This is a genomic window from Chimaeribacter arupi (genome assembly GCF_002858805.1).
GTDB classification, from domain to species: domain Bacteria; phylum Pseudomonadota; class Gammaproteobacteria; order Enterobacterales; family Enterobacteriaceae; genus Chimaeribacter; species Chimaeribacter arupi.
In genome coordinates this window covers 37,809-64,427 of the sequence record NZ_PJZI01000029.1, presented here as the reverse complement: position 1 = coordinate 64,427, position 26,619 = coordinate 37,809, and the positions used below count along the sequence as shown (strand labels likewise).

The following is a 26,619-nucleotide window of genomic DNA, read 5'->3' as shown; positions in this document are numbered from 1 at the left end:
AGGCGCAATTCAGGCGCTTTTCCGGCCCTGAAAATATAGACCCTGGGACGATAAAATGATTCAGCTTATCTATTGATTTAAATCAAATTATAAATATTGAAAATAACTGCCGGAAGTTTATGCTGACAATATGCTGCTTTTTCAAGCAACCCCGCGTGCCAATGTGGCAACGGAACGCCGCCACCGCCACGCACATCATCGTACTGAACCCAAAATGGAGGTATGGCATGAGCAGAACCTGCCCGGCGTTACAACAAACCCTTGAAAACCTGTACCACGGCAAAAACCCTGACGCGGAATTGCCGCTGCTGGTGATGGCCTCTGAGGAGGGCGGCAAACTCTATTTTGCCGAAGGCACCAGTAAAATGGAGAAACTGCACTCGATTGATCAGGCGATCAGCAACATGCTGACGTATCGCGAAGCCCTGGAAAAATGTGATTAACCTGTTCCCGGCTGCGGGGGCACAGCCCCCGCAGCCGGTGGCCGGTCAGCCCAGGATGGCCGCCGGCAGCGGCGTGTCACCGCTGCGCACTTCCCACTGTTTGCCGGCCGTGGCGGGTTCCGCCAGCACGGCCGTCACCAGGGCGGCCACATCCGCCCGCGGGATCTCCCCACGCCCGACCTTCTCACCCAGCGTCACCCGGCCGGTGGCCGGATCGTCCGTGAGCGGGCCGGGGCGCAGGATCGTCCACTGTAGCCCACTGCCCCGCAACTCGCGGTCCGCATCCCGTTTCGCTTCCACATACGCGCGCCAGACGGCATCGGTGTCCGGCGGCAGCGGGTCATCTGCGCCCACCGCTGACACCATCACATAGCGGTTGACCCCGGCCAGTTTCGCTGCGGTGATCAGTTTCACTGCGCCGCCGTAATCCACGGTGCGCTTGCGTTCCGCCGTGGAACCGCCCCCGGCCCCGGCGCTGAATACCACGGCGTCCACGCCTTCCAGCGCGGTGGCCAGCTGTTCCGGCGTCGCCTGCTCCACATCCAGCAGTACCGGTTCCGCCCCCAGCCCGCGCAATACCGGCACCTGCTCAGTCTTGCGCACGATGCCCACGGCCCGGCGGCCCTGCGCCACCAGATTCTGCACAATCAATTGGCCAATTTTGCCGTGTGCGCCCACGATTGCCACACTGTTCATTTGCGCTCCTTGTTTTTGCATGTGCCACTAACCTTAGCATATCGCAGGCAGCCCGCAGGAAAGCCGCAGGATAGCGGCGGCAGATGACAGCTATGTGACAGTCAAAACCCAGGGAGGAATGCCCGGCTTTCGCCGGGATCAAGGCTCAGGTGTCGAGCAGCGCCTGGCGCAGGGTGAGGCCGGGGGTGGCGGTGTCGCTGAGGTCCAACTGGCTCTCCAGCACGTTGAGGTGCTGAAGCATCAGGCGGGTGGCGGCCGGCACGTCGCCCTGCGACAGCGCGTCCAGGATCGCCTGATGCTCGCCGGAGGAACAGGCGGGCACATCGTTGCGCTGGTAGAGCGCCACAATCAGCGAGCTGCGCATCATCAGGTTAGCGAGGATCTCCCGCAGCACCTGGTTGCCGCCCACCTCCGCCAGCACCTGGTGGAAGCGGCTCAGCGCCTCCACAATCGCCCGGCGGTCGCCGCTCGCGACGGCAGTGCGCTCGCTCTGCATCTGCGCCGCCAGTCGCGGCTGGTACGGGGCCATCTTCTCCGGGGTGATCGCCTCGATAATCGCCCGCTCAATTGCGCGGCGGGCGATGAAAATCTCCCGCGCTTCCCCGGCGGAGGGCTGCGACACCATCGCGCCGCGGTTGGGGGCAATGGTCACGATACGCTGGAGCGCCAGACGCTGGAGCGCCGCCTGGACATGGTTGCGGTTGGCGTTTAACGCCTCCACGATGTGGGCCTCAATCAGCCGGGTGCCGGGCCGGAGGCGATGCTGTGCAATGGCTTGCGCCAAAATATCCACAATGCGCGTGACTTCGCGCTGTTTGGTGGTGGCAGTTCTGTTCATCTCTTTTTTTATCCTGTCGAGGTCTGCCTGTCTGCAAATGCGCCGCAGAAACTCCGGCATTATCCTTGCGGCTTGTTAGCGGGTCAAACGCCGTACGGTGCAGTGACCCGTCTGCCATCAAGGCGTTGCGCAACCCGGATTATTTATTTAACGGTCATTAAAGTAATAATTGACAGCGTCCGGCAGAATCAATAAATTGGCAGCCGACACCGATCGTTGGTTAATGAACCCTCGCGGATCCTGTACCAATAATGAAGAGTATCCTCCCCTTATGACGGAATATAATAAAGATCGCGCCTTGATTGACGAGCTGATCCAGTGGATTGAAGAGCACCTCGACACTGCGCCCCGCATCGAGACGGTGTCCCAGAAGTCCGGTTACTCAAAATGGCACCTGCAACGTAAATTCACCGCGCTGACCGGCATGAACATCGCCACCTATATGCGCAACCGCCGTCTCTCCAAAGCGGCGATTGCGCTGAAAACCAGTGACGATTCGATAATAGACATCGCCACCCATTACAGTTTTGATTCGCAGCAGACCTTTACCCGTACCTTCAAAAAACGGTTTGGGATCACGCCGCACCAGTACCGCATCTCGGATGACTGGCACGTTGACCTGCTGACGCCGCATTTCCGCTTTGAGGAGCCGTTCAAGCTCAATATTGAGTGCATCAACGTGCCTTCGCTGCAACTGAAACGCCTGCGTGATGACGTCACATTGTTTGACCGCCGCAGCGCGCCGGAGAGCAAATCCCACTTCCTGGCGATGCGCGACCAGCTGATGTGTGACGCCTTCCGCCGCGCCCCGGTGCGCAGCAGCCCGATTTTCAGCATCATGAGCGGTAAAAATGAGGCGCAGGAAGGCAAGTCGGTGCGTTATACCCTGGCGGAGAGCGCCAGCGGCAGCACCCATGACACCCAGCGGGTGATTGTCGACGGCGGTTGTTTTATGTCGATCAAGTTCTCCGGCACCATGATGGAAACCCATCAGCTCACCAGTTTCCTGTTCGACAATGTGTTACCGGAGTTGCGCAAGAAGGTGGGTGCCAGCCATGAGATTGAACAGATCCAGCTTGACCCGGCGGCACACAACGGCAAATGGGGGCAATCCCAGGTGGATTACCACTATATGCTGTCGTTGAACTGACATGCTGTCGTTGAACTGACATGCTGCCGTTGAACTGATCAGGCCCGGCCCGCTGCCTTGCAGGCCGGGGTCAGGGCTGCATCATGCCGCCCCGCGCAACTCCGCGCACAAGGTTTCCATATATCCCTGTAAAAACCGCGTCCGTTTCTCGGCAATCACCCTGCCCGCCTGCGTCTGCATGGTGGCCGGCAGCCGCAACAGCTTCTGCTGGAAATGGTCGAGGGTAAAACGGCGGTCATCCAGCTCGCGGCGCTCCGCCAGCGGGTCGTCCGGGTCCACCAGGTCACGCCCCAGCGCGCCGGAGACATAAAACACCCGCGCCAGCCCAATCGCCCCCAGCGTATCCAGCCGGTCGGCATCCTGCACAATTTTCGCTTCCAGCGTCTGCGGCGGGATGTTGGCGCTGAAACTGTGGGTGCGCACCGCGTGGGCCACGGCGTCATACAATTCAGGTGGGAAATCGGGGAAGTCGTTTTGCAGCAGGCTCAATGTCTCTTGCGCCGCCATGGTTGAGGCGAGATGGCGCTGTGGGTGGTTCTTCGGCAAGTTAACAAAATCGTGGAAATAACAGGCTGCGAGCACCACCAGGCGGTTCGCCTCCAGCCCCTGCATGAGTAATTGCGCGTTCTGCCATACGCGATGTAAGTGATTGATGTCGTGTGCTTTATCTGCCTCAGGTCGGGAGGCCATATAGTTCTGGAACCGGATTTCCCATTCACTTATCACCATCGTTTACTCCTTGCGGCCCGGAAAGCGGCCAATGTTGCAGAATAATTCATTGTGAAATCAAGGGTTAGCGGAGGCCTTATTCGCTGGCATCATACCCTGTACTGCGTTACAACAGTTTTACACGTTGCAGAGAAAGCGTGTTTTTTATGACACCTCTTGTTTACATAAAGATTTCATATTTCCCGGGCAGATCACAGCAAAATAGATTTTGCCCGTATTCAACAGTGTAGCTGCAAAATACCAGGGAGTGAGAAGATGCAACTTGCCACCGTGAGTTGGCCGCTGGGCGTCAACAATGTGGATACGATGATGGCGCAGGCCGCCGCCCTCCGGCTGACGGGCGTGCAGTATTGCGGCGACCCGCGCCAGTGCCCGGCCGACCGGGTAAAACGGGCCGCCGCCGCGCATAACATTCGGATAATCGCCATCGACCCGCTGGACTGCGCCCCGCCACACCCTGCACAGGCCACGGCGGAGCGGGCTGTCGCCTTTTACCGCACGCTGGTGGACTATGCGCGCGACACCGGCTGCGGCGTGCTGACCTTGCAGGGGCTGTCGCAGTGGACCAAGCAGGCGAATACGAAACAAGAGGCGTACGCGCAACTGGTGGCGTGCGTGCGGGATGTGGCCGCGTATGCCCATGAACAGGGCGTCAGCCTGCTGTATGAAGTCTGCAACCATTATGAGGTGCCGCTGATTCACACCGCGCGCGAGGGGTTGGATCTGCTGGACAAGGTAGGCAGCGAGGCGATTCGCCTGATCCTCGACAGTTTCCATATGAACATCAATGAACCCTCACCGGTGCAGGCGATTCTGGCGGCCGGTGACCGGCTGGGCATCTACCATATTTCTGATTCGAACCGTGCCGGGATCGGCAGCGGCAACATCGATTTCCTGGCCCAGTACCGGGCGCTGAAACAGATCGGTTTTTCCGGTGATGTGGCGATTGAACTGGTGCTGCCGCACCTGACGCCGATGACGCCGCCGCAGACCGAAGCTGACCGGCGGCGGCTGGATGCGGAGATCCGCCGCAGCGCCGCCGTGTGGCAGGCGCTGGCTATTGAGGCTTAACAGACGCCGAAATCACCGTCCTCATGGTAGGGGGAGAGCTCCTGCGCACTGAAAGCGCGGGTTTTCTCCTCACCGACGGTGCCCCAGGTGCACTCTACGCTGTCGCCGTCCACGCTTTTGACCGTCATTTTCTGGCCGCCGCTTTTGGGTTGGACGATGTCCCCGGTTTTAAACTCCATGTTGTTCTCCTTATGTTGCATTGCACATGATCAGGCTGCCTGGCCGGCAGCCGTGGTGTTCGTTTTCATTCGCCTGCCGGCATCCCCGCCGCCGGCATCCCCGCCGCCGGCGCTTAAAATTTGGTGCTCAGCGCCTCACGCCATAACCGCTGCGGCACATAGCTCTGCAACAGATCAATGGCGCACGCCAGCAGCTCGGCGTCCAGTTCATGCCCGGCTTCCCAGGCGATATCCAGCGTGGCATCGGCGTCGATCTCTTTCAGCCGCGCAAACGCCGCCTGCGCATGGCGCACGTCAATCACTGGGTCAGTGCCGCCATGCAGCAGGTGCAGCGTTGTCGCCGGGGCGGCATGTTGCGGCAAAGTGGCAAACCGGCCGGAGAACGCCACGACCCGCCCGGCGAGCGCGTGGTCACGGGCGCTGGCCTCCAGCGCCATAATCGCCCCCTGGTCCAGGCCGATCAGCGCCGTCTGTGCGCCGGTGACCCCCAGCCGTTGCTGGGCCTGCCGGACGGCAGTCATCAGCGGCGGCAAGGCCTCGGCGACCCGCGCCGCCAGATCCTCCTCGCGCATCCCGCGGCCGGAAAACCACTGGCGGCTTTCCGGGTCGGCGTCATCGGCATCAAACGGTTGCGGCGCTTCCGGCACCACAATGGCTGCCGCCGGCCAGTACTGGCGCAGGGTAATCACCAGCGCGCCCAGATCGTCCGGCTGGCCGCCGGCCCCGTGCAACAGCACCATCAGCTGTTGCGGCGCGCCGCTGTGTGCCTCGTCCGGCAGGAATTCCTGTAGATGCATACCCGCTCCTCTGTGTGGCCCCGCCCGCCGCCGGAACGCGACAGGCAGGCTCTTTCCAAAGGATAGACCATCATACCGGGTTAAACGGCGGCGGCCCCCGGCGTAATACGGTAGGCACAGCGGCGCGCCCCGTCGAGAATGTGCTCACTGCGTTCTACCCCGGCCTGCAACACCTCACGGAACACGGCCAGCTCGCTGCGGCAGAAGCCCTGGCAACTGGCCGCCGCGGCGCAAATCGGGCAGTGGTTCTCCACCAGCAGGTAGCTGCCATCTTCCTGGGGGTGGTATTCGGCCATGTACCCTTCCCGGCTGCGCAAGGCCGTCAGCCGTGCCAGCCGGGCGTCCAGCGTCTCTGCCCCCGCCATCGCCTGCCGGTAGTTTTCACGGGTTTCCGCCTCCCGCACGGTCATCAGCGTCTCCAGGGCCGCTTCGCCCAGCGAACCGCGCACCATGCGCAGCAGATGCACCGTCAGTTCGGCATGGGTGTCAGGAAAGCGCGCATGGCCGGCCGCCGTAAGTTGCCAGCGCTGGACAGGACGCCCCACCCCGCTCGCGGTGGCCTGTGCCGCCAGCAGCCCCTCTTTTGCCAGTTTGACGCACTGCTGGCGCGCCGCCTCGCCGCTGGTGCCCAGCAGGTGGCCGAGATCAGAAGCCTGCAACGGCCCACGGGTTTTCAGCAGCATCATCAGCCGGTCAGCCACCGGCTGGCGCGGCATGGCATCGGCTGCCCGGCTATTTTCCACCTTTTCGCTTGACTTATTCCCCACCGCCGCTCACCTTTATTCCAAGAAATTTCTTGTTTAATTTAGCGCAGTGCCGGCCGCGCTTCAATCTGTTGTTCTCTGACAGGCTAAAAATAACTCAGGAGTGATCGATGGAACGTCATGGACATTCTGGCTGGGGCGCGCTGTTCGCCCCCGGCCAGCGCGGCAGTGCACTGGTGCTTTCCGGCGGGGTGGCGCTCCACGCCACCAATAATCTGCTGACCACCACCATTTTGCCTTCAGTGGTGCAGGAGATCGGCGGGCTGGCGCTGTATGCCTGGAGCACCACCCTGTTTGTGGTCACCGCACTGCTCGGCGCGGCGCTCTCTACCCGGCTGCTGCGCTGGGCAGGCCCACGCCCGGCCTATGCGGTGGCGGCGCTGTTTTTCAGCCTCGGCAGCCTGGCCTGCGCGCTGGCCCCGACCATGCCGCTGCTGCTGGTGGGGCGCACGGTGCAGGGGCTGGGCGGCGGGTTCCTGTTTGCGCTCTCCTACGCCATGGTGCACCTGATGTTTCCCCCGGCGCTGTGGACGCGGGCAATGGCGTTGATCTCAGCCATGTGGGGCATTGCCACCCTGGTTGGCCCGGCGATTGGCGGGATATTCGCCAACTGGCACGCCTGGCGCTGGGCATTCGGCCTGATGTTGCCGTTAACGCTGCTGTTTATCCTCGGCGCGCAGTGGGTGCTGCCGCGCGGCAATGCGCACCGCCAGCCGCCGGAGCCGCTGGCCTGGCGGCAACTCGCGCTGCTGGTACTTTCGGTGCTGGTGGTGGCGGTGACCGGCCTCTCTGCCGATGGGCGCGTCCATCTCGCCGGGGTGGCGCTGGTGGCGGTGATGCTGTGGGTGCTAAGCCGGATCGAGGCCCGCTCGGCGGTGCGGTTGTTGCCGGTGGGGTCGCTGCAACTCTCCTCCCCGCTGGGCGGGCTTTACCTGGCCGTGGCGCTGCTGATGGTCGGCATGGGGTTTGATATCTACCTGCCCTACCTGTTGCAGGTGCTGCATGGGCAGTCGCCGCTGCTGGCCGGTTACTTATTTGCGGTGATGTCGGTGGGCTGGACGCTGGGCGAACTGTGCAGCGCCGGGCTGGGCGCCCGTGGGGCGCGGCGGGCGATGCTGGCCGGGCCGTTGCTGATGACGTTCGGGATTGTGTTGCTGCTGGTCTGGTTACCGGCACCTTCTGCCGGGGGCATGGCAGTGTTGCTGTGGCTGTCAGCCGGGCTGCTGGCGACAGGCTATGGCGTGGGCGTCGGCTGGCCGCACCTGCTGGCAGGCATTTTGCTGCATGCACAGGCCGGGGACAAAGACCGCGCCGGGTCATCTATTACGCTGGTGCAGTCCTTTACCGCCGCGATGGGGGCGGCATTAGCCGGTATGGTCGCCAATGCCGCCGGGATTAACGCGCCGGGCGGCGAAACCGGGGCATCAGAGGCCGCGTTCTGGCTCTGCCTGGTGTTTATCCCGGTGCCGCTGCTGGCGCTGATTGGCATCCGGCAGGCCACCGCCGTAAACGCCGCGGAGCCGGTGGTACGGGATACGGCGTAAGGCGCCCGTGCCACTATGTGACACCTTCGCCTTAAACCATGGCCTTAAACCACACCTTCAAACCACGTTCTCAAAACCACGACCTCAACACTACGACCTCAAAACCCGGCCCCGCGTCCTGCGGGGCCGGGGTACCGGCTACTGCGGTTTTGCTATTTACTGATCGGCTTGGCTGCCGGGGCTGGGGCCGCTGCCGGGGCGGGTGCCTCCTCTTCCGGTGTCAGGCCGCGCTCTTTCAGCATCGGGCCAATTTCCGGGTCCTGGCCGCGCCAGTCGCGGTAGAGCTGCTCCAGATCCTCACTGTTGCCGCGTGACAGGATCATGTCGCGGAAGCGCTGGCCGTTTTTCGCCGTCAGCCCGCCCTGCGCTTTGATGCCCTCGAAGGCGTCATCCGCCAGCATCTGCGTCCAGAGGTAGGCGTAATACCCGGCGGCATAGCCGTTCCCCCAGATGTGCTGGAAGTAGCTGGAGCGATAGCGCGGCGGCACATAGCTGATGTCCAGCCCGTCCTGTTTCAGTGCGGCGGCCTCAAAGGCGTCGGCATCCTGCACCGGCTGATCAGCGGTCAGCGCGTGCCAGTGCATGTCCAGCAACGCCGCGGCCAGCAGCTCGGTCATCTCATAGCCTTTGTTGAATTTCGAGGCTTTTTCGATCTTGTCGCGCAGCTCCTGCGGCATCGGCTTTTTGGTCTGGTAATGGCGGGCAAAACGGGCAAAGACTTTTGGGTCATCCGCCCAGTGCTCATTGAACTGGGAAGGGAACTCCACAAAGTCACGCGCGGTGTTGGTGCCGGAGAGCGACGGGTATTGCTGGTCAGCAAACATGCCGTGCAGTGCATGGCCGAACTCATGGAACAGGGTGATCACCTCATCCCAGGTGAGCAGTGCCGGTTGCCCTTCGGCCGGTTTGGCAAAGTTGGCGACGTTGTAAATCACCGGCCGGGTGCCGAGCAGTTTCGACTGGTCAACGAAGTTGCTCATCCACGCGCCGCCGCTTTTGTTGTCACGCTTAAAATAGTCGGTGTAGAACAGCGCCAGCGATTTGCCCTTTTTATCAAACACCTCGTACACCTTCACATCCGGGTGGTACACCGGCAGATCCGGGCGCGCTTTGAATGTCAGGCCGTAGAGCAATTGGGCGGCGTAGAACACACCGTTTTGCAGCACATTGTTCAGCTCAAAGTAGGGTTTGATCTGTGTGTCATCCAGGTCATAGCGGGCTTTGCGCACCTGCTCGGCGTAGTGCTGCCAGTCCCACGCCTCCAGTTTGAAATTGCCGTTCTGGCTGTCGATCAGCGCCTGAATATCCTGCGCCTCGCGCTTCACCCGCTCGGTGGCGGCCGGAACGATGTCATGCATAAATTTCAGCGCCGCCTCCGGGGTTTTCGCCATCTGGTCCTGGAGTTTCCAGGCGGCATAGGTCGGGAAGCCCAGCAATTTAGCCTGCTGGCTGCGCACCTGCGCCAGCCGGGCAATCATCAGCCGGGTATCGTTGGCGTCGCCCTTTTCCGCCCGGTTCCAGGACGCCTCAAACAGCGCCTGCCGGGTGGCCCGGTTTTCCAGGCTTTGCAGGGCCGGTTGCTGGGTGGTGTTCTGCAACACGATAACCCACTGGTTTTCCAGGTTGCGCTCTTTGGCCGCCGCGGCTGCGGCCGCCATCTCCGGCTCGCTCAGCCCGGCCAGCTGTGCCTGATCCGTCACTGTCAGCGCCCCGGCTTTGGTGGCCGCCAGTAACCGCTGGGTAAAGCGGGTGCTGAGGGTGGCCGCCTCCTGGTTAAGCTGTTTCAGCGCGGTTTTGTCGGCGTCAGAGAGTCTGGCCCCGGCCAGCACGAAATCCTGCCAGGTGACCTCCAGCAGGCGGCGATCCTCCGGGTTCAGCGCCAGGCTGTCGCGCTGCTGGTAGAGGGTGTCGATGCGCTTAAACAGCGCGCTGTTGAGCTGGATGGCATCCCCCAGCGCCGCCAGTTTCGGGGCGATCTCCTCATCGAGTTTTTGCAGGTTATCGCTGGTATTGGCGGAGGTCATGGCCCCAAACACGTTATTGACCCGCGTCAGCAGGCTGCCGGTGCGCTCCAGCGCCACCAGCGTGTTCTCAAAGGTCGGGGCGTCCGGGTTGGCGGCGATCTTCTCCACTTCCTCCTGCTTCTGGCGGATGCCCTCCAGCAGCGCCGGGCGGTAATCGCTCTCTTTGATTTTATCAAAGGCCGGGGCCTGCATACTCAGCGGGCTGACGGAGAAAAACGGGTTCTCCAGGCGTTGCAGTACCGCCGTGGGTGACGATGGGCTTTGCTGTTCACTCGGCATGGCCGTCTCCTGTGCTGTGGTGGGGGCCGCCCCGGCCGGCAGGACACTGCCTCCCCAGGCCACGGTCAGCGCCAGCAACAGCGGCGACAGGCGTAAGGCGGGAAACGGGGAACGGCTGGAATAGAACGATAGCGTGTGACGGCGTGCGCCGTTGCGTGCAATAGAAGTGACCATAAGCGGAAAGACGCCTCCCTGTGAGCCGGTTGCGCCCTCGCCGCCGGCTAAGCTGCTGATAAATGACCTCATGAGCATAGGTGGCATTGCCTGCTTCAGCAAAATGCTGTCATGCTTTTTTGCGAAATGTTACGCAAGATTTTTCCGGTCAGCCTGATAACAGGCGATTATTTCACCGGCAATTGCCACGGCAATCTCTGCCGGTAACTTGCCGGTGACATCCGGCAGCCCGATCGGGCAGCGCATCCGTTGCAAACCGGCGTCGCTGATGCCTTTGCCGCTGAGGCGGTAATCGAAGCGTTTGCGTTTCGTGGCCGACCCAATCAGCCCGAAGTAGCGGAAATCGTCCCGGCGCAGGATCTGTTCACTGAGCGCCAGATCGAGCGGGTGATCGTGCGTCAGCACCACGAAATAGCTGCCCGGCGGCAGTGTGGCCACCACCTCTTCCGGCTCCTCCGCCACCTGCTGCACCACCCCCGGCGGCAGCACGGCCGGGAACTCCGCCGCGCGGCTGTCTACCCAGTGGATGCGGCATGGCAGGGTCGCCAGCAGGGTCACCAGCGCCCGGCCGACATGCCCGGCCCCGAACACCGCAATCAGCGGCTGCCGCTGCACCAGCGGCTCAAACAGCAGCGTGGCGCTGCCGCCGCAGCACTGCCCAAGCCTGGCTGCCAGCGGGAAACGCTCAAGCCGGGTGGCCGGCGCGGCGCTGTGCAACAGCGTCCGGGCCTGCGCCAGCGCCTGAAACTCCAGGTTGCCGCCGCCGATGGTGTGGTAACAGCGGTCAGCCGTGACCACCATTTTGCTGCCGCTGTCACGCGGGGTGGAGCCGTGGTGCTCCACTACCGTCACCAGCACGCAGGATTCGCCGCGCTGTTGCAGGTCATTCAGGGTCGTCAGCCACTCATCGTGTCGCATAGGCCTGCTCCTGCCCGGTTTCCGGCACGGGGGTCACAACCTCACGGTCAGCCTGCCGCTGCATCGCCATCACCGCCATCAACACCCGTTCCGGCGTCGCCGGGGCGTCAAGCCGGGGTGAGTGCCGGTAATGGCCGAGTGCCGCGACCGCATCCTTAAGCGCACACCACACGGCGATGCCCAGCATAAACGGCGGCTCGCCCACGGCTTTCGAGTGGAACACGGTGTCCTCCGGGTTTTTGCGGTTCTCCAGCAGTTTGACCCGCAGATCCGGCGGCACGTCGCCTATCGCCGGGATTTTATAACTGGCCGCGCTGTTGGTGAGCAGCCGCCCGCGCACATCCCAGACCAGCTCCTCGCAGGTGAGCCAGCCCATGCCCTGCACAAAACCGCCCTCCACCTGGCCGATGTCGATCGCCGGGTTCAGCGAGGCACCGACGTCATGCAGGATGTCAGTGCGCAACAGCCGGTACTCGCCGGTCAGGGTGTCGATGACCACTTCCGCGCAGGCCGCGCCGTAGCTGTAGTAATAGAACGGGTGGCCGGCGGCGTTGTCGCGGTCGTAGAAGATTTTCGGCGTGCGGTAGTAGCCGGTGGCGGAGAGCGACACCTGGTTAAAGTGCGCCTGCCGCGCCACCTCGGCAAAGCTGTAGTAGCGATCTTTCACCCGCACCACGCCGTTGCGGAAAACAATCTCGTCCGCCTGCGCCTGATGGGTCGCCATCAGCATGGCGATCAGCCGCTGTTTGATGGTCTCTGCCGCATTCTGCGCCGCCTTGCCGTTGAGATCGGTGCCGGACGAGGCGGCCGTCGGTGAGGTGTTCGGTACTTTGCCGGTGTCGGTGGCGGTGATCTGGATGGTGTCGATGTCCACCTGGAACACCTCGGCCACCACCTGCGCGACCTTGGTATTCAGCCCCTGGCCCATCTCGGTGCCGCCGTGGTTCAGCTGGATGCTGCCGTCGGTGTAGACCAGCACCAGCGCCCCGCCCTGGTTGAGGAAGCTGGCGGTAAAGGAGATGCCGAATTTTACCGGCGTCAGCGCCAGCCCGCGTTTCAGTACCGGGCTGGCGGCATTGAACGCGGCGATCTCCGCCCGCCGGGCGGCATAGTCCGCACTCTGCGCCAGCTCGTCGGTGATCTCATGCAGCAGGTTCTGTTCCACGGTCTGGTAATAGGGTGTGACGTCACGCCCCGGCCCGCCGTAATAGTTGGCGCGGCGCACCGCCAGCGGGTCGTGGCCGGTTTCGCGCGCGATATGGTCGAGGATGTTTTCAATCGCCATCATGCCCTGCGGGCCGCCGAAGCCGCGGTAGGCGGTGTTGGACGCGAGGTGGGTTTTGCAGCGGTGGCCGGTGATGGTGACGTCGCCAAGGTAGTAGGCGTTATCGGCGTGGAACATTGCCCGGTCAACGATGGAGCCGGAGAGGTCCAGCGAGTAGCCGCAGTTGGCCGCCAGGTCAATCTCAATGCCGTGGATCACGCCGTGGTCGTTAAACCCGACGTCATAGCGCACGTAGAACGGGTGGCGCTTGCCGGTCATCATCATGTCGTCCTGGCGGGAGAGGCGCATTTTGGCCGGGCGGCCGGTGAGCCGCGCCGCCAGGGCCGCATGGCAGGCCGCGGCGGCGGCCTGCGTCTCTTTACCGCCAAACCCGCCGCCCATCCGGCGCATGTCGATCACCACTTTGTGCATCGGCACCCCGAGCACCGATCCCACCAGTTTCTGCACTTCTGTGGGGTTCTGGGTGGAGCTGTAGACCAGCATACTGCCGTCTTCGCCGGGCATCACGGAGGCGATCTGCGTCTCCAGGTAGAAGTGCTCCTGCCCGCCGATATGCAGCTCGCCCTGGATGCGGCGCGGGGCAGCGGCCAGTGCGGCGGCGGAATTCCCGCGCCGGTGGTGGTGGCTCGCCTCAACCAGATGCCCGGCCTGCAACGCCGTTTTCACATCAAAAATCGCCGGCAGTTCGCGGTACTCAATGATTGCGGCCTGGGCAGCACGGCGCGCGGTGAGCGGGTCATCCGCGGCCACCACCAGCACCACCTGCCCGAGGTACTCGACTTTGCCGTCCGCATAGAGCGGGTCGCCCACCGTCAGCGGCGCAATGTCATTGTCGCCCGGCACATCCTGCGCGGTGAAGACCCGCACCACACCGGGAAAGGCGTAACAGGGCGCAACGTCAATCCGCAGGATCTCCGCGTGCGCCACCTCACTCAGGCGCGGCACCAGATGGAGCTGGTTGGGAAACTCCAACCGGTCATCAATATAGACCGCTTCGCCGGTGACATGCTTTTCGGCGCTCTCATGTTTCCGGCTGCGGCCTGCGCCGCTCGTCAGCCCGGCACGGAACCGGGCTTCCATCTCTTGTTGGCTCATCACCGGGATCGCTTTAGACATAGTCAGTCACCTTGATCGGCTGGTGCGGGGTGGAGAGTTCGAAATAGGCGCGGCGCAGCAGGTTCTGCGCCACCAACAGGCGGTAGGCGCTGCCGGCGCGGAAATCACTGATGGGGGTGAAATCGTCGGCCAGCGCCCGGCAGGCCAGTTCCAGCGTGGAGAGTTGCCACGGCTGGCCCACCAGCGCCTGTTCCGTATGCCGCGCCCGCGCCGGGATCGCCGCCATGCCGCCGTAGGCCAGCCGGGCGGCCTGCACCACACCGTGCCGGATGTCGAGGCTGAAGGCGGCGCAAACCGCCGAGATGTCGTCTTCCTGGCGCTTCGACACTTTGTAGATTTTTAGTGACGTTGTCACATGCGGGATCAGGATACGTGCGATAAATTCGCCGGGTTGCAGCGCCGTCTGGCGGTAGCTCAGGAAGAAGTCATCCAGCGGCAGGGTGCGCGTCTCTGCACCGCGCCGCAGTTCCAGTGAGGCATTCAGCGCCAGCAGCGCCGGGGCGGCGTCCCCGATGGGCGAGGCGTTCGCCAGGCTGCCGCCGAGCGTGCCCTGATTGCGGATTTGCTGTGAGGCAAAGCGCGTCATCAGGTCGGCAAACGCCGGGATCTGTTCCCGCAATACCGGCAGGCAATCCGTGAGCGGCACGGCGGCCCCGATTGATACGTGGTGCGGATGCTGTTCAATAGTGCGCAGTTCCGGCACCTGATTGAGTGAAATCAATAATGGGAAATGTTGGCTGCGCTGGGTGATCGCCAGCGCCAGATCGGTGCCGCCTGCCACCAGCTGCGCGTGCGGCTCGGCCAGAAAGGCCTCAGCCAGTGCGGCCAGCGAGTCCGGCATCAGGCAGCGCTGGCCGTTATCACTGAGTTGCCGCAGCCCCGCCGGTGCCAGGGCATTGAGCCGCGCCAGCGTCTGTGCCTCGGCCTGATCGAACTGGTCGTCTTTGGTGCCTTGCGCTGCCAGGTGGTCAGCCGCGGCCACAATCGGCCGGTAGCCGGTGCAGCGGCAGAGATTCCCGGCCAGCGCCTGTTCGGTACTGCCCTGCCCGTGCTGTTTTTGTAACGCAAACAGCGACATCACAAAGCCCGGCGTGCAGAACCCGCATTGCGAGGCGTGGCAATCTACCATCGCCTGCTGCACCGGGTGCAACTGGTCGCGCTGTTTGAGATCTTCCACGGTGATCAGCTGTTTGCCGTCAAGCGCGCTGACCAGCGTGATGCAGGCGTTCACGGTGCGGTAGCGCAACCGGTCGCCGGCCGGTTCGGCCAGCACCACGGTACAGGCCCCGCAGTCGCCGGAGGCGCACCCCTCTTTGGTGCCGCAACGCTGCTGGTGGCGGCGCAGCCAGGTCAGCACGGTGGTGTTCGGGTCGAGCCGGCTTTCACGGTGCAGGCGTTGGTTAAGCAGAAATTGGATCATAACGTTACCCTGTGGCGCTGGGGTGCCGCCTGCGCGGCACCGGCTTAATAAGATGACAGGGCTGTACAGGTGAGTGTCTGTACAAGCGACCTTTCTGTACCCTGACTTTCCTGTACAGATGATTTGTACAACCGGTCAGATATTGTCAGTTAATTAAGCAATTTCAGTGCCAGGTAAACATTTTGTTAATTTATGCCGGGGGCGATGGCAGGCAGCCGCGCAGCACCAGATCGGTCACTTCGCGGATAATGTGTTCCTGGGTGGCCGGGGAATCCTGCGGGTCGCGGTACATATTTTTCACCTGCACTGCGAAGTCGGCGTAGTACTGGGTGATCGCCCAGATGTGCATAATAAACAGGCGCGCATCCAGCGGGCGGATCAGACCCTGCGTAATCCATTCATTAATAAGCATTTCTTTCTGGCGGATATTCTCCGTCGCCGGCGGCCAGTACTTCTCTAGATAGTGGCCGCCGCTCAGCACCTCACTGGTGAAGATGCGTGACAGCGCCGGTTGGGTAAACGAGAAGTGCAACTTGTTGCGGATATAGCGGCTGAGCACCGCGGACGGCTCCGTCAGCGCCGGGTCAAACCGCATAATGTCGTCCCACAGCGTTAATACGCGCTGCAACAGCTCCTCATACAGCTCCTCTTTACCGGCAATGTAATAATGTAACTGGGTTTTTTTCATCCCGGCACGCTGGGCAATCGCTTGCGTGGTGGCCCCGGAAAAGCCCTTCTCGCTGAATTCGCTGATGGCCGCACTGCGGATCACATCAAGCATCCGTTCACGGGCGATGCGCCCGCGCCCATTGGTTTCACTGTTCATGGTGGTGCGTGGTCCCTGCTGGTTGCCTCATTCTGGGGCGTGCGCCCGGCGTAGAGGCAGTGTAGCGGGGAATGCGGTCAGGCGCACCCCCGCCGCGGGCGCGGTTTACCCGGCGCGGTAGACCGGCTCGCCGTTGACCCAGGTGGCGTGGATGTTGCGGTCATCCCCCAGTGTCATCAGCACGAAAAGTTTCTCCGCCAGCGTCGTGCTGTTGGCGGCACGCAGTTGTTGCAGCGCGGTGGCGTTGCCGTCCAGCACCACGAAATCCGCCTCTTTGCCGGGGTCGAAATTGCCGATCTTGTCGTCGAGGTGCAGGGCGCGCGCGCCGCCCAGGGTGGCGTGGTAGAACGCCTCAAAGGCTGACAGGCGGTACTGTTGCAACTGCCCCACTTTGTACGCTTCGCCCAGCGTGGAGAGGATGCTGAAGGTAGTCCCCGCGCCGATGTCACTGCCGATGCCGACCCGCACCCGCTGTTCCCACGCTTTTTGCAGGCGGAACAGCCCGCTGCCGAGGAACAGGTTAGAGGTGGGGCAAAAGGCGATGGCGGAATCACTGGCGGCCATACAGGCCCATTCGTCGTCACACAAATGCAGGCAGTGGGCGAACACGCTTTTTTTGCCGGTCAGGCCGTAATCATGGTAAACGCCGAGATAGTGGGCGTGATCCGGGTAGAGCGCCCTGACCCACGCCACTTCGTCGCTGTTTTCACTGAGGTGGGTATGCACCCAGGTATCAGGGAATTCATCCCGCAGGCGGCGCACCGCCTCGAGCAGCGCCGGGGAAGAGGTCGGCGCAAAGCGCGGCGTCAGCGCATAACCGAGGCGGCCGCGGTTGTGCCAGCGGCGGATCAGGTCGCGCGTTTGCGTGTAGCTGGTTTCCGCCTCTTCCAGCAGGGCTTCCGGCGCGTTGCGGTCCATCATCACTTTCCCGGCGATAAGCCGCATCTGCAACGCTTCCGCCGCGGTAAACAGCGCCTCCACCGACTGCGGGTGGACGGTGCCGAACACCAGCGCGGTGGTGGTGCCGTTGGCCAGCAACTGCCGGAGGAAGAACTGTGACATCTCCGCCGCGTGCCCGGCGCACTCGTATTGCGCTTCGGTCGGGAAGGTATAATTTTTCAGCCAGCTCAGCAGCTGCTCACCATAGGCCCCGACCATTTCCGTCTGCGGGTAGTGGATATGGGTATCAATAAAACCGGGCACGATCAGTTTGCCGCGGTAATCCTCAACCGGTATGCCCTCCGGCAACTGCGCCTGTGGTGCCATCCGGTCACCGTGCCAGACAATCCGGCCGCCGTTAAGCAGCAGCACGCCATCTTCCACATACCGCACCCGGTCGGTTATCTCATCCGGGTCACTGACGCTGCCGGTGAGGTCAAAAAAGTTGCCGCGAATGGCGCGGGTGACTGTCTGGTTCATGATTCTGCCCTTATCAGAAGACGCTTCGTATTATCAGTATGGTTCATCAGCGTTCAGCAAGGGGTATGCCAGGGCAGAAATTTTTTCGCTAAGTGTTTGTAACACAGTGTTTTATTTTTAACACACCGGCCACTCACCCTGACCACAACGGTTTTTTTTGCTGCGGGGCGCAGGTGCAAAAACAGGCAAACGGTTGCCCGCGTAACGCAACCGTTTGCTGCGCGGCCGCCCTTTTCCGGCCTGCGCGGTGCCTGCACCCCGTTTGTGCATCACCGGCAGAAAAAAGCCGCCGGGCAGGATTTTTTTCACCGCAAGATAAGTCGCCAGTTTTTGCTGTGACAGCGACGTGCAAAGGCATCTCTTGCTGGCCGCCTTTCCTCCGGGAAAATAATGCTCTGCCCGGTGCAGCCTCAGGCGCACCGGGCGGCCGGTACACCGGTTGACGGTCAAGCGGGATCGGTTATGCTCAACACTCTTCTGCCCTTCCCCTCATTAAAAAGGCGGTGCCATGTCCGGATCTGGTTTCTCTGTTGGCAGCAGCACGATGGACACTCCCAGGAGGCCGCAATGAAGCGCACCACCACGGACGGCCCGGCCCTGCCGCTGCTGGTGGCCGGGGCCTTTTTTATGGAAAACCTCGACGCCACGGTGATTGTGACGGCACTGCCGCAGATGGCGCGCGCCTTTGGTGTGGAAGCGGTAGACCTGAACATCGGCGTGTCTGCCTATATCCTGACGTTGACGGTGTTTATCCCGGCCAGCGGTTGGATCGCCAACCGCTTCGGTGCACGCCGGGTGTTCACCGCCGCGCTGCTGCTGTTTACCCTCTCTTCCCTGTTCTGCGCCCTGAGCGTCAACCTGATGACGTTTACCGCCGCCCGGATGTTACAGGGCTTTGCCGGGGCGCTGATGGTGCCGGTCGGCCGGTTGGTGGTGCTGCACAATACGCCGAAATCGGGGCTGATCAAAGCGATCGCCACCATTACCTGGCCGGGGCTGGTGGCGCCGATCCTCGGCCCGGCAGTGGGCGGGTTCGTCACCACTTATGCGTCGTGGCACTGGATTTTCCTGCTTAACCTGCCGCTGGGGCTGGTCGCCATCTGGTTCAGCCTGCGGCTTATCCCCGCCCAGCCGGGCGACCAGACGGTACCGTTTGATATCACCGGGTTTATGCTCACCGGGCTTGCCTGCTTTGGCCTGATGTTCGGCCTCGATCTGTTTAACGGCGTGGCGGAGCGCCCCTGGCTGCCGCCGCTGTGCATTATCATCAGCCTGCTGCTGGGCGCGCTGGCGATCTGGCACGCGCGGCGCACCCCTTACCCGGTGCTGGACCTCTGGGCGCTGCGGCTGAAAAGTTACGCCGTCACGGTATTCGGCGGCAGCCTGTTCCGTATCGCCATCGGCGCGGTGCCGTTTTTGCTGCCGCTGCTGTTCCAGCTCGGCTTCGGCATGAACGCCTTCCATGCCGGGCTGCTGGTGCTGGCGGTGTTTGCCGGGAACCTGGTGATGAAACCCTTTACCTCGGCGATCCTTTACCGCTTCCCGTTCCGCACCACGCTGTGGGTGAACGGCGTGCTGAACGCACTGACCATTTTCGCCTGCGCGCTGATCACCCCGGCCACGCCGGTGGCGCTGATTGCCGCGCTGCTGTTCGTCAGCGGGCTGACGCGGTCGATGCAGTTTACCGCGCTCAATACGCTGGCCTTCTCCGAGGTGCCGCAACCGCGCATGGGCGGGGCCAACACGCTGTTTAATATGTCGCAACAGCTTGGCGGCGGGCTGGGCATTGCGCTCGGTGCGCTGGCGCTGCGCGCCGGGGAGTGGCTGACGCCGGGCAGCGAAGCCGGGCCGCCGCTGGCCGCCTTCCACTTCGCCTTTATCATGATGGGGCTGCTGGCCCTGCTGGCGGTGGCGGACACCTTTACGCTCGGCCACACTGCCGGGGACAACGTGCGGCAGAAAACCTTGCAGGAGGCGGCCGGGGGGCGGCGCAAAACCCCGGCGGACTCTGCCAAGTAAGCATTATCCGGCCGCAGAGCCGGGGCTCTGCTACCCTGAAAGACGCAGACAACCGATAAGACACATCATTCACTGAAGACCATTAACCCATTAAGGAACAATGACATGATTATTTTGGTTACCGGTGCCACAGCCGGTTTTGGCGAAGCCATTACCCGCCGTTTCATCAATGAGGGACATAAAGTGATTGCCACCGGCCGCCGCCAGGCCCGGCTGGATGCGCTGAAAGAGACGCTGGGGGATCAGGTGTATGTGGCGCAGCTGGATGTGCGCAACCGGGCGGAGATTGAGGCGATGCTGGCGGCGCTGCCCGCCGGATGGCGCGAGATTGATGTGCTGGTCAACAACGCCGGGCTGGCACTGGGGCTGGAGCCGGCGCACAAAGCCAGCAGCGATGACTGGGAAACCATGATCGACACCAACACCAAAGGGCTGGTGTTTATGACCCGCGCCGTGCTGCCGGGTATGGTGGAGCGCAACCGCGGGCATGTGGTCAATATGGGGTCAATCGCCGGGAGCTGGCCGTATCAGGGCGGCAACGTGTACGGGGCCACCAAGGCGTTCGTGAAACAGTTCAGCCTGAACCTGCGCGCCGACCTGGCCGGGACACAGGTGCGCGTCACGGACATCGAGCCGGGGCTGGTGGGCGGCACCGAGTTTTCCAATGTCCGCTTCAAGGGCGATGATGACAAAGCCAGCCAGACCTATGACAACGCCAACCCGCTGATGCCGGACGATATCGCCGAGTCGGTGTTCTGGGCCTGTACCCTGCCGCCGCACGTCAACATTAACCGGCTGGAGATCATGCCGGTCAGCCAGTCCTTTGCCGGGCTGAAGGTGCACCGCGACGCATAATGCCGCCTGCGGGGCGCCGCTGCCCCGCGTTTTTCCTGCCCGGTTCAGCCATTGCGCCAGCCGGAGACAATGATCAGCATCCCGGCCAGCGCCACCAGCGCCCCCACCCAGTCCGTGCTGCTCAGGCGCACGCCGTCCACCAGCCGCAACCACACCAGTGCGGTAAACACATACGCCCCGCCATACGCCGCATAGACACGGCCGCTGGCTGCCGGGTGCAGCGTCAACAGCCACACAAACAGCATCAGGCTCAGGGCGGCCGGTAACAACAGCCAGGCCCCGCCCCCTTTTTTCAGCCACAGCCCGGGCAGAAAACAGCCGGTGATCTCCGCCAGCGCGGTGAGGAAAAACAGCAGGGTCGTTTTTATCATGGGGCTCCTTCAATGCCGGGTAAACCGGGCGCGCGCCCGGCTGGTGGCCGCGCCCTGAGGTGTTATAATTAAGGATCACCGCAACCGGTAAACCGGGCTGCGGCGCCAGCGCAGGCGGTGGCCTGCGGCGGATAACCTATAAGGATGAGATGATGAATACAATGTTTATGCCCCGGCTGCTGCGCAGGATTGCGCCCGTTGCCCTGGTCGCGCTCTGTGCGGCCTGGCAGGTTCCGGCCTCAGCCGCAACCAATTGCGCCAGCGGCACCTGTATCTTCAACGGCAACGGTGATAACGCCCTCTCCAATGAAGAGGCGCGCCAGAACAAAGAGCAGTGGGATGATACCCGGATGCTGCGCAAAAAGGTCAACAGCCGCGCCGAGAAAGAGTTTGATAAGTTTGACACCGCGATTGACATGAAAGAGGACTGTGAAAAAAGCATGAATCTGAATGCCTATTGGGAAGCCAACACCGAGCGTTGTCTAGATCGCCGCACTGGCCGTCAGATTAATCCTTAAAAACATTGACTTAAGTTAAATTTCCTACGGAGAGGAAATTTGGCTGCTATCTTTACTGCCTGATGACTTTATTTAATTAAGGACTGAATGATGAAGAAATCTTTACTGTTTGCAGCCGCGGTACTGGCGGTCGCCCCGCTGGCGGCGCAGGCCTCCTGTGAAAGCGTGAAAGCGGATATCAGCCAGAAAATCATTAACAACGGCGTGCCCGAATCCGGCTTTACCCTGGATATTGTCCCGAACGATCAGGCTGACCAGTCCGGCGGCCAGGTTGTCGGCCATTGTGAAAACGACACACAGAAGATTGTGTACAGCAAAACCGGTGACGGCAGCAGCGATGTGGAAGCGACCGCCAGCCCACAGACCGGCACCAGCCAGGACGCCGCCCCGGCACACTGATCCCGTGGCTGCGCCGTCCGTTCTGTCAGGGCACCTTCGGGTGCCCTGATTTTTTTGCCTCAGGGGCGGCTGCCCTGCGCTTCCGGCTCGGCCGGGCGCTGGCTCGGCGGCATCAGCCAGACGGCAATCAGCGTCAGCACCGCCATCACGGCCGCCGCCACGAACACCCAATGCAGCGAGACAGCGACCTGATCGGTGATCCACTGGAGGCGATCGCTGCTGAGCGCCTGGCGTTGCGGGCCATCCATCAGCTGTTGCACCGGGTCATCGACACCCGGCAAACGCTGTTGCAGGTTGAGGTTCAGCGTGCCGCCCAGAATGGCCGTGCCGAACGCCGACCCAATCAGCCGCGAAAACATCGTCGAGGCGGTGGCGATGCCGCGCATCGAGGCTTCTGCGGCATTCTGCACCGACACCAGGTAGGTGGTGTTGCTCAGCCCCATCCCCGCGCCGATGGTAAAGGCGGCCAGCCGCGCCCACCAGAGCGTTTGCCCCGGCTGCACCAGCAGCAGGATCAGGCTGCCTGCAATCAGCAGCAGCGCGCCGCACAGTGCGGTAAAGCGGTATGAGGTTACCAGCATCAGGCGGCCGCTCAGGGTGCTGGCCAGCGGCCAGCCCACCGACACCAGCGCCAGCGTGGTGCCCGCCTCCAGCGGCGTGCCGCCCATCACGCCCTGCACAAAGGTCGGCAAAAAGGCGCTGATGCCCATCAGCACCGCGCCCATCACCAGCCCGCCGACGTTGCCCGCCACAATCACGCGGCTCTGCCACAGCGCCAGCGGAAACAGCGGCTCCGGCGTACGCCGCTCCTGCCGCACCAGCATCACCCCGCCCACCAGCGCCACCGCCAGCAGCGGCACCATCGCCATGCCGAGCGCGTCGGCTTGTAACAGCGCCAGCAGCAACGCCGAGACAGAGAGGGTCAGCCAGGCCGTCCCTGCCAGGTCAAGCGGGTGCCGCTGCCCCTTTTCCGCCTCCGGCAGGTAGCGCGCCAGCATCACCATCGCCACGATACCGATCGGCACGTTGATCCAGAACACCAGCGCCCAGCTGAAATGCCCGACGATAAACGCCCCCAGCAGGGGGCCGATCACCGCTGAGACGCCCCAGACGCTCGACAGGTAACCCTGCACTTTGGAGCGCTCTACCGGCGAGTAGATATGGGCGATGATGGTGGACGCGATCGGCATAATGGCCCCGCCGCCCAGCCCCTGCAAGGCGCGGAACAGGATCAGCCACAGCATCGACGGTGCCATGCCGCACAGCACCGACCCGAGCAGGAAAATCAGGGTGCCGATAAAGAACATCCGCCGGCAGCCGTAGAGGTCCGCCAGCCGCCCGTAAATCGGCACGCTGATGGCCTGCGTCAGCAGGTAGACGGCAAACACCCAGCCAAGCAGGGAAAAACCGCCCAGCTCGCCGATGATGGTCGGCATGGCGGTCGCGACAATGGTGACTTCAATCGCCGCCATAAACATCGCCAGCATACAGGCGGCCAGTATCCGGCCGCGATGCGGGATCGGGTGCGGGGAATTTTCGTGCTGTTTCATTCAACCTTCGCAATTCGCTGATTTTATTCTCCCTGTGAGTATATCAGCCCGCCGCCATACCGGGCGGGCCACAGGGGATTTTTGCGAGGGGTGCCGAAAAGCAGCAAAAAGCGGGGGTCAGAGTGCCAGCGGGCGGAGGTCGAGGAACTGCCCCAGATCGCGCGTTTCCGCCCGCGGCAGGTACGGAATTTCACCCAGCAGCGGCGCAGGCAGCTTGCGGCTGAGCAGATCAATGGTCTGGGCGTAGTGCGCCAGGCAAGGGTTGATGCGGTTTGCCACCCAGCCCAGCAGCGGCAGCCCGTCGTTGAGCACCGCCTGCGCCGTCAGCAGCGCATGGTTCATCCCGCCCTGCTTGATGCCGACCACCAGGATCACCGGCAGTTGCTGCGCGATCACCCAGTCGGCATAGCTGTGCTGCTCATCCAGCAGCGTCCGCCAGCCGCCGCAGCCCTCGACCACCACGCACCCGGCGCGCGCCTTCAGCGTGGCCAGCCCGTCCGACATACGGCTAAACAGCGTGCTGTCAGCCGGGGCGGCGTAAGGCTCATCCTCCGCCAGCGACAGCACATTCAGGGCCTCATACGGCAGGCTTACCGCCGATGAGGCCTGCAACGTCAGCACATCTTTGCTGCGCCAGCCTTCTGCCGTCTCCGTGCACGCCGTGGCAATCGGTTTATACCCCACCGCCTCGGCCCCCTGCGCAGCCAGCGCCTGTAACAGGGCGCGTGAAACGATGGTTTTACCGACATCCGTATCGGTGCCGGTGACAAATACCTGTGTCAACATGGTGGGTCTGCTCCGAAAATCGTGTTGAATCAAAAAATTACCGCAGGCAATACTGCGGTGCTCACGTTATCGGGTCAGTCTAGGGGATGAGGGGCAGGCGCTATCTTGAGATAGCGCAAGGTTTTGTTTGGTGAACATCCATAACTACGGCGAATATGATCTGACCCCGGATTACCCCTGCAACAGCTTGACCAGCAGCGAGCCGTTATAGAGCGCATCCTTGATCAGCGCTGCGCCCGGCATGGTGCCGTGGTTGTGGAAACGGGTCGCTTCCAGTTGCAGCGCCTCACTGTAGCTGGGCAACGATTGCCGGCGGATGCAGGCCATCATCGCCGGGTGGAGGATGGAGGCCGCGCGGTTCAGCGGGGAGCCGACCAGGATTTTATCGGGGTTGAACAGGTTGACCATAATCGCCACGATGCGGCCGACATTGTTGCCGACATCCAGGATCAGGTCCCGCGCCAGCGGGTCGCCGGCCAGCGCCGCATCGCACAGCGCGTCCACCGTCAGCGGCACGCCGTGCAGTTGCGAGCTCATGGAGCCTTTCAGCCGCTGCTGCGCCAGCGCCAGCAAACTGTCGATCCCGGCCACCGTTTCCAGGCAGCCGTGGTTGCCGCAGTAACAGCGCTTGCCGTAAGGGTCGACCTGCACATGGCCGATCTCGGCGACGCTGCGGCTGCCGCTGTGCAGCACCCGGCCGCCGGTGATGATCCCGGCACCGACATGGTGGTCGATGACCACCTGAATCACATTCTGCGAACCGAATGACGCGCCGTACAGCGCTTCGGCCATCGTCCAGGCACCGATATCATGCTGGAGGAACACCGGCACCCCGGTGCGTTGCGCCAGCGCCGGGCCGAGCGGCATCTCATCAACCGGGTAGTAAGGCATACGGTGGACGATCCCGGCCTGGGCATCAATCATGCCCGGCAGGGTGATGGCGATGGCCGTCAGGCGCTCAAGCTGCTGCTGGTGGCGGATGAAAAACTGGTCGATGGCCGCCAGCAGACGATCGAGCAGCGGCTCGTCAGCGTCGGCGGGCAGCGGGAGTTGCTCCTCCACCACCAGCCGGCTGCTGAGATCGCGCAGGGCCAGGGTCAGGTTGCCGGGGCCGATGCGGCCGGAGAGGTAGTGCCAGGCGTCGGTGTCCAGCACCAGCCCTACCGCCGGGCGGCCGCGGCTGCCGACATCCTGGAATTCGGTTTCCTGCACCAGGTGGGCTTCCAGCAATTCACGGACGATTTTGGTGATGCTGGCCGGCGCAAGCTGCGCCAGTTTGGAAAGCTCAATGCGCGAAACCGGCCCGCATTGGTCGATCAGTCGATACACAGCCCCTGCATTGGTTTGTTTGATTTGGTCTATATGCCCAGGCTGCCCATCGACAATCACGTACCTGCTCCTGCTATTTTTCGCGCCTCAAAATAAATCATATTCGACATCCCAATCCATTGGGAGCACAGGCACAACTATTTGATTCGTTATGTGATTTAACGCACAAATTCACCCTGAAATGCGTAAGGGCAGATCACGCCAGCCCGCGATCTTCCAGCAGCAAATCAAGCAGGGCCTGCGCCGGGGCGGCCAGGGGGCGGTGGCGGTGGCTGACCAGCCACACCTGCGTGGCGAAGTGCGGGTCCTCCAGCGGCACGTAACGCACGCCGCTGATGCGCAGCCGCATAAACGAGGCGGGCAGAATCGAGACACCCAACCCCGAGGAAACCAGCCCGATAATGGTCATCGCCTCCCCCACTTCCTGGGTGATATAGGGGCGGATGCCCGCCGCAGCCAGCAGGTCAAGGATCTCGTCATACAGCGCGGTGCCCACCAGCCGGGAGAAGAACACGAACGGCTGGTCGGCCAGCGCCTGTACCGGCAAATGCGACGGATTACCGGCCGCCAGCGGGTGATCCTCCGGCAGCACCGCCACCAGCGGCTCGCGCAGCATCAGCTGGTAGTGCAGCGCCTCGGGCAGCACGGTGTTGCGCATCACCCCCAGATCCAGCTTGCCCTCCAGCAGCGGGCCGATCTGCTGCTTGGTGTTCAGCTCTTCCATCTGGATATGCACGTGCGGGTGGAGCTGGCGGAAACGGCGCAGGCTGCGTGAAATGCTGCCGATAAACGGCGACGAGGAGGTAAAGCCGATGGTCAGTTCGCCGACTTCACCGCGGTGGATGCGCGCCGCCTGCTCGGCCGCGTCATTGACCTGCGCCAGGATCTGGTAGGCATGGCGCAAAAACTGTTCGCCCGCCTGCGTCAGGCTGACGCTGCGGTTGGTGCGGGTCAGCAGGCGGGCGTTAATCTGCTGTTCCAGCGTCTGGATTTGCAGGCTCAGCGGCGGCTGGGAAATGTTGAGCCGTTCCGCCGCCCGGCCAAAGTGCAGCTCCTCTGCCACCGCGATGAAATACCGCAAATGGCGCAGTTCAATGTTCATCATATTTTAAAAGTATCA

At 62.7% G+C, this 26,619-nt stretch carries 25 protein-coding genes; 8 read left to right on the top strand and 17 right to left on the bottom strand.

Annotated elements, in window-relative coordinates:
• The first annotated feature begins 227 nt into the window (after positions 1-227).
• Positions 228-443 (top strand): hypothetical protein, encoded by a 216-nt coding sequence (locus tag CYR52_RS16345; RefSeq protein ID WP_072933275.1) that lies wholly within the window; start codon positions 228-230, stop codon positions 441-443.
• A gap of 45 nt (positions 444-488) precedes the next feature.
• Here CYR52_RS16345 and CYR52_RS16340 read toward each other — a convergent pair whose 3' ends face one another.
• Positions 489-1,139 carry an SDR family oxidoreductase gene (locus CYR52_RS16340; RefSeq protein WP_072933273.1) on the bottom strand — a complete coding sequence of 217 codons (651 nt, stop codon included), beginning with the start codon at positions 1,137-1,139 and terminating at the stop codon, positions 489-491.
• A 145-nt stretch (positions 1,140-1,284) separates the two neighbouring features.
• Complete coding sequence (locus CYR52_RS16335) at positions 1,285-1,977, bottom strand: GntR family transcriptional regulator (RefSeq protein WP_072933271.1); 693 nt, start codon at positions 1,975-1,977, stop codon at positions 1,285-1,287.
• Positions 1,978-2,248: 271 nt separating this feature from the next.
• On the opposite strand from CYR52_RS16335, the gene CYR52_RS16330 reads away from it, so the two are divergent.
• Complete coding sequence (locus CYR52_RS16330; RefSeq protein ID WP_072933269.1) at positions 2,249-3,127, top strand: helix-turn-helix domain-containing protein; 879 nt, start codon at positions 2,249-2,251, stop codon at positions 3,125-3,127.
• 81 nt (positions 3,128-3,208) lie between these two features.
• On the opposite strand, the gene CYR52_RS16325 is transcribed toward CYR52_RS16330, so the two are convergent.
• Positions 3,209-3,856, bottom strand: a complete 648-nt coding sequence (locus CYR52_RS16325) for a phosphohydrolase (protein ID WP_101828957.1) — start codon at positions 3,854-3,856, stop codon at positions 3,209-3,211.
• Positions 3,857-4,111: 255 nt separating this feature from the next.
• Between CYR52_RS16325 and CYR52_RS16320 the strand changes: the two genes are divergently transcribed.
• Complete coding sequence (locus CYR52_RS16320; protein ID WP_101828956.1) at positions 4,112-4,927, top strand: sugar phosphate isomerase/epimerase family protein; 816 nt, start codon at positions 4,112-4,114, stop codon at positions 4,925-4,927.
• Here CYR52_RS16320 and CYR52_RS16315 read toward each other — a convergent pair.
• From CYR52_RS16315 to CYR52_RS16305, 3 genes are all read right to left on the bottom strand, one after another.
• Positions 4,924-5,106 carry a YodC family protein gene (locus CYR52_RS16315; protein WP_072933262.1) on the bottom strand — a complete coding sequence of 61 codons (183 nt, stop codon included), beginning with the start codon at positions 5,104-5,106 and terminating at the stop codon, positions 4,924-4,926. The genes CYR52_RS16320 and CYR52_RS16315 overlap by 4 nt on opposite strands.
• 113 nt (positions 5,107-5,219) lie before the next feature.
• Positions 5,220-5,903: an esterase gene (ypfH, locus tag CYR52_RS16310; protein ID WP_072933260.1), complete on the bottom strand. Its 684-nt coding sequence runs from the start codon at positions 5,901-5,903 to the stop codon at positions 5,220-5,222.
• Between the two features lie 80 nt (positions 5,904-5,983).
• Positions 5,984-6,619 carry a helix-turn-helix transcriptional regulator gene (locus CYR52_RS16305; protein WP_101828954.1) on the bottom strand — a complete coding sequence of 212 codons (636 nt, stop codon included), beginning with the start codon at positions 6,617-6,619 and terminating at the stop codon, positions 5,984-5,986.
• A gap of 158 nt (positions 6,620-6,777) precedes the next feature.
• Here CYR52_RS16305 and CYR52_RS16300 point away from each other — a divergent pair, with 158 nt between their 5' ends.
• Positions 6,778-8,211: an MFS transporter gene (locus CYR52_RS16300; RefSeq protein WP_101828953.1), complete on the top strand. Its 1,434-nt coding sequence runs from the start codon at positions 6,778-6,780 to the stop codon at positions 8,209-8,211.
• Between the two features lie 152 nt (positions 8,212-8,363).
• On the opposite strand, the gene dcp is transcribed toward CYR52_RS16300, so the two are convergent.
• The 6 genes from dcp to guaD form a co-directional block, all read right to left on the bottom strand.
• A complete protein-coding gene (dcp, locus tag CYR52_RS16295) occupies positions 8,364-10,514 on the bottom strand; it encodes a peptidyl-dipeptidase Dcp (protein WP_241522427.1) in 2,151 nt (716 codons plus the stop codon).
• Between the two features lie 303 nt (positions 10,515-10,817).
• Complete coding sequence (gene xdhC / locus CYR52_RS16290) at positions 10,818-11,606, bottom strand: xanthine dehydrogenase accessory protein XdhC (RefSeq protein WP_101828952.1); 789 nt, start codon at positions 11,604-11,606, stop codon at positions 10,818-10,820.
• Positions 11,593-14,007, bottom strand: a complete 2,415-nt coding sequence (xdhB, locus tag CYR52_RS16285) for a xanthine dehydrogenase molybdopterin binding subunit (protein WP_175578998.1) — start codon at positions 14,005-14,007, stop codon at positions 11,593-11,595. Before xdhB ends, xdhC begins: the two co-directional genes overlap by 14 nt.
• The gene (xdhA, locus tag CYR52_RS16280) at positions 14,000-15,427 is read right to left on the bottom strand and encodes a xanthine dehydrogenase small subunit (RefSeq protein WP_101828950.1); all 1,428 of its coding nucleotides are present in this window, start codon (positions 15,425-15,427) and stop codon (positions 14,000-14,002) included. The genes xdhB and xdhA overlap by 8 nt, the downstream gene beginning before the upstream one ends.
• Before the next feature lie 190 nt (positions 15,428-15,617).
• A complete protein-coding gene (locus CYR52_RS16275; protein WP_072933248.1) occupies positions 15,618-16,253 on the bottom strand; it encodes a TetR/AcrR family transcriptional regulator in 636 nt (211 codons plus the stop codon).
• A 105-nt stretch (positions 16,254-16,358) separates the two neighbouring features.
• A complete protein-coding gene (guaD, locus tag CYR52_RS16270; RefSeq protein WP_101828949.1) occupies positions 16,359-17,672 on the bottom strand; it encodes a guanine deaminase in 1,314 nt (437 codons plus the stop codon).
• Positions 17,673-18,239: 567 nt separating this feature from the next.
• Between guaD and CYR52_RS16260 the strand changes: the two genes are divergently transcribed.
• The gene (locus tag CYR52_RS16260; protein ID WP_072933242.1) at positions 18,240-19,691 is read left to right on the top strand and encodes an MFS transporter; all 1,452 of its coding nucleotides are present in this window, start codon (positions 18,240-18,242) and stop codon (positions 19,689-19,691) included.
• 105 nt (positions 19,692-19,796) lie between these two features.
• Entirely contained in the window at positions 19,797-20,546 is a 750-nt protein-coding gene (gene ydfG, locus CYR52_RS16255; protein WP_072933240.1) for a bifunctional NADP-dependent 3-hydroxy acid dehydrogenase/3-hydroxypropionate dehydrogenase YdfG, read from the top strand.
• A gap of 44 nt (positions 20,547-20,590) precedes the next feature.
• Here the strand turns inward: ydfG and CYR52_RS16250 are convergent, their stop codons facing one another.
• The gene (locus tag CYR52_RS16250; protein WP_101828947.1) at positions 20,591-20,917 is read right to left on the bottom strand and encodes a YnfA family protein; all 327 of its coding nucleotides are present in this window, start codon (positions 20,915-20,917) and stop codon (positions 20,591-20,593) included.
• Between the two features lie 152 nt (positions 20,918-21,069).
• On the opposite strand from CYR52_RS16250, the gene CYR52_RS16245 reads away from it, so the two are divergent.
• Positions 21,070-21,435, top strand: a complete 366-nt coding sequence (locus CYR52_RS16245; RefSeq protein ID WP_072933225.1) for a DUF1283 family protein — start codon at positions 21,070-21,072, stop codon at positions 21,433-21,435.
• A 90-nt stretch (positions 21,436-21,525) separates the two neighbouring features.
• On the top strand, positions 21,526-21,834 hold the full coding sequence (locus CYR52_RS16240; protein WP_072933223.1) for a DUF1161 domain-containing protein: 309 nt from the start codon (positions 21,526-21,528) through the stop codon (positions 21,832-21,834).
• Positions 21,835-21,893: 59 nt separating this feature from the next.
• On the opposite strand, the gene CYR52_RS16235 is transcribed toward CYR52_RS16240, so the two are convergent.
• From CYR52_RS16235 to CYR52_RS16220, 4 genes are all read right to left on the bottom strand, one after another.
• The gene (locus CYR52_RS16235; protein WP_101828946.1) at positions 21,894-23,384 is read right to left on the bottom strand and encodes an MDR family MFS transporter; all 1,491 of its coding nucleotides are present in this window, start codon (positions 23,382-23,384) and stop codon (positions 21,894-21,896) included.
• A gap of 117 nt (positions 23,385-23,501) precedes the next feature.
• Positions 23,502-24,170: a dethiobiotin synthase gene (gene bioD, locus CYR52_RS16230; protein ID WP_072933219.1), complete on the bottom strand. Its 669-nt coding sequence runs from the start codon at positions 24,168-24,170 to the stop codon at positions 23,502-23,504.
• Between the two features lie 171 nt (positions 24,171-24,341).
• Positions 24,342-25,559 carry a sugar metabolism global transcriptional regulator Mlc gene (gene mlc / locus CYR52_RS16225; protein WP_072933217.1) on the bottom strand — a complete coding sequence of 406 codons (1,218 nt, stop codon included), beginning with the start codon at positions 25,557-25,559 and terminating at the stop codon, positions 24,342-24,344.
• 136 nt (positions 25,560-25,695) lie between these two features.
• On the bottom strand, positions 25,696-26,601 hold the full coding sequence (locus tag CYR52_RS16220; protein WP_072933284.1) for a LysR substrate-binding domain-containing protein: 906 nt from the start codon (positions 26,599-26,601) through the stop codon (positions 25,696-25,698).
• Positions 26,602-26,619 lie beyond the last annotated feature (18 nt).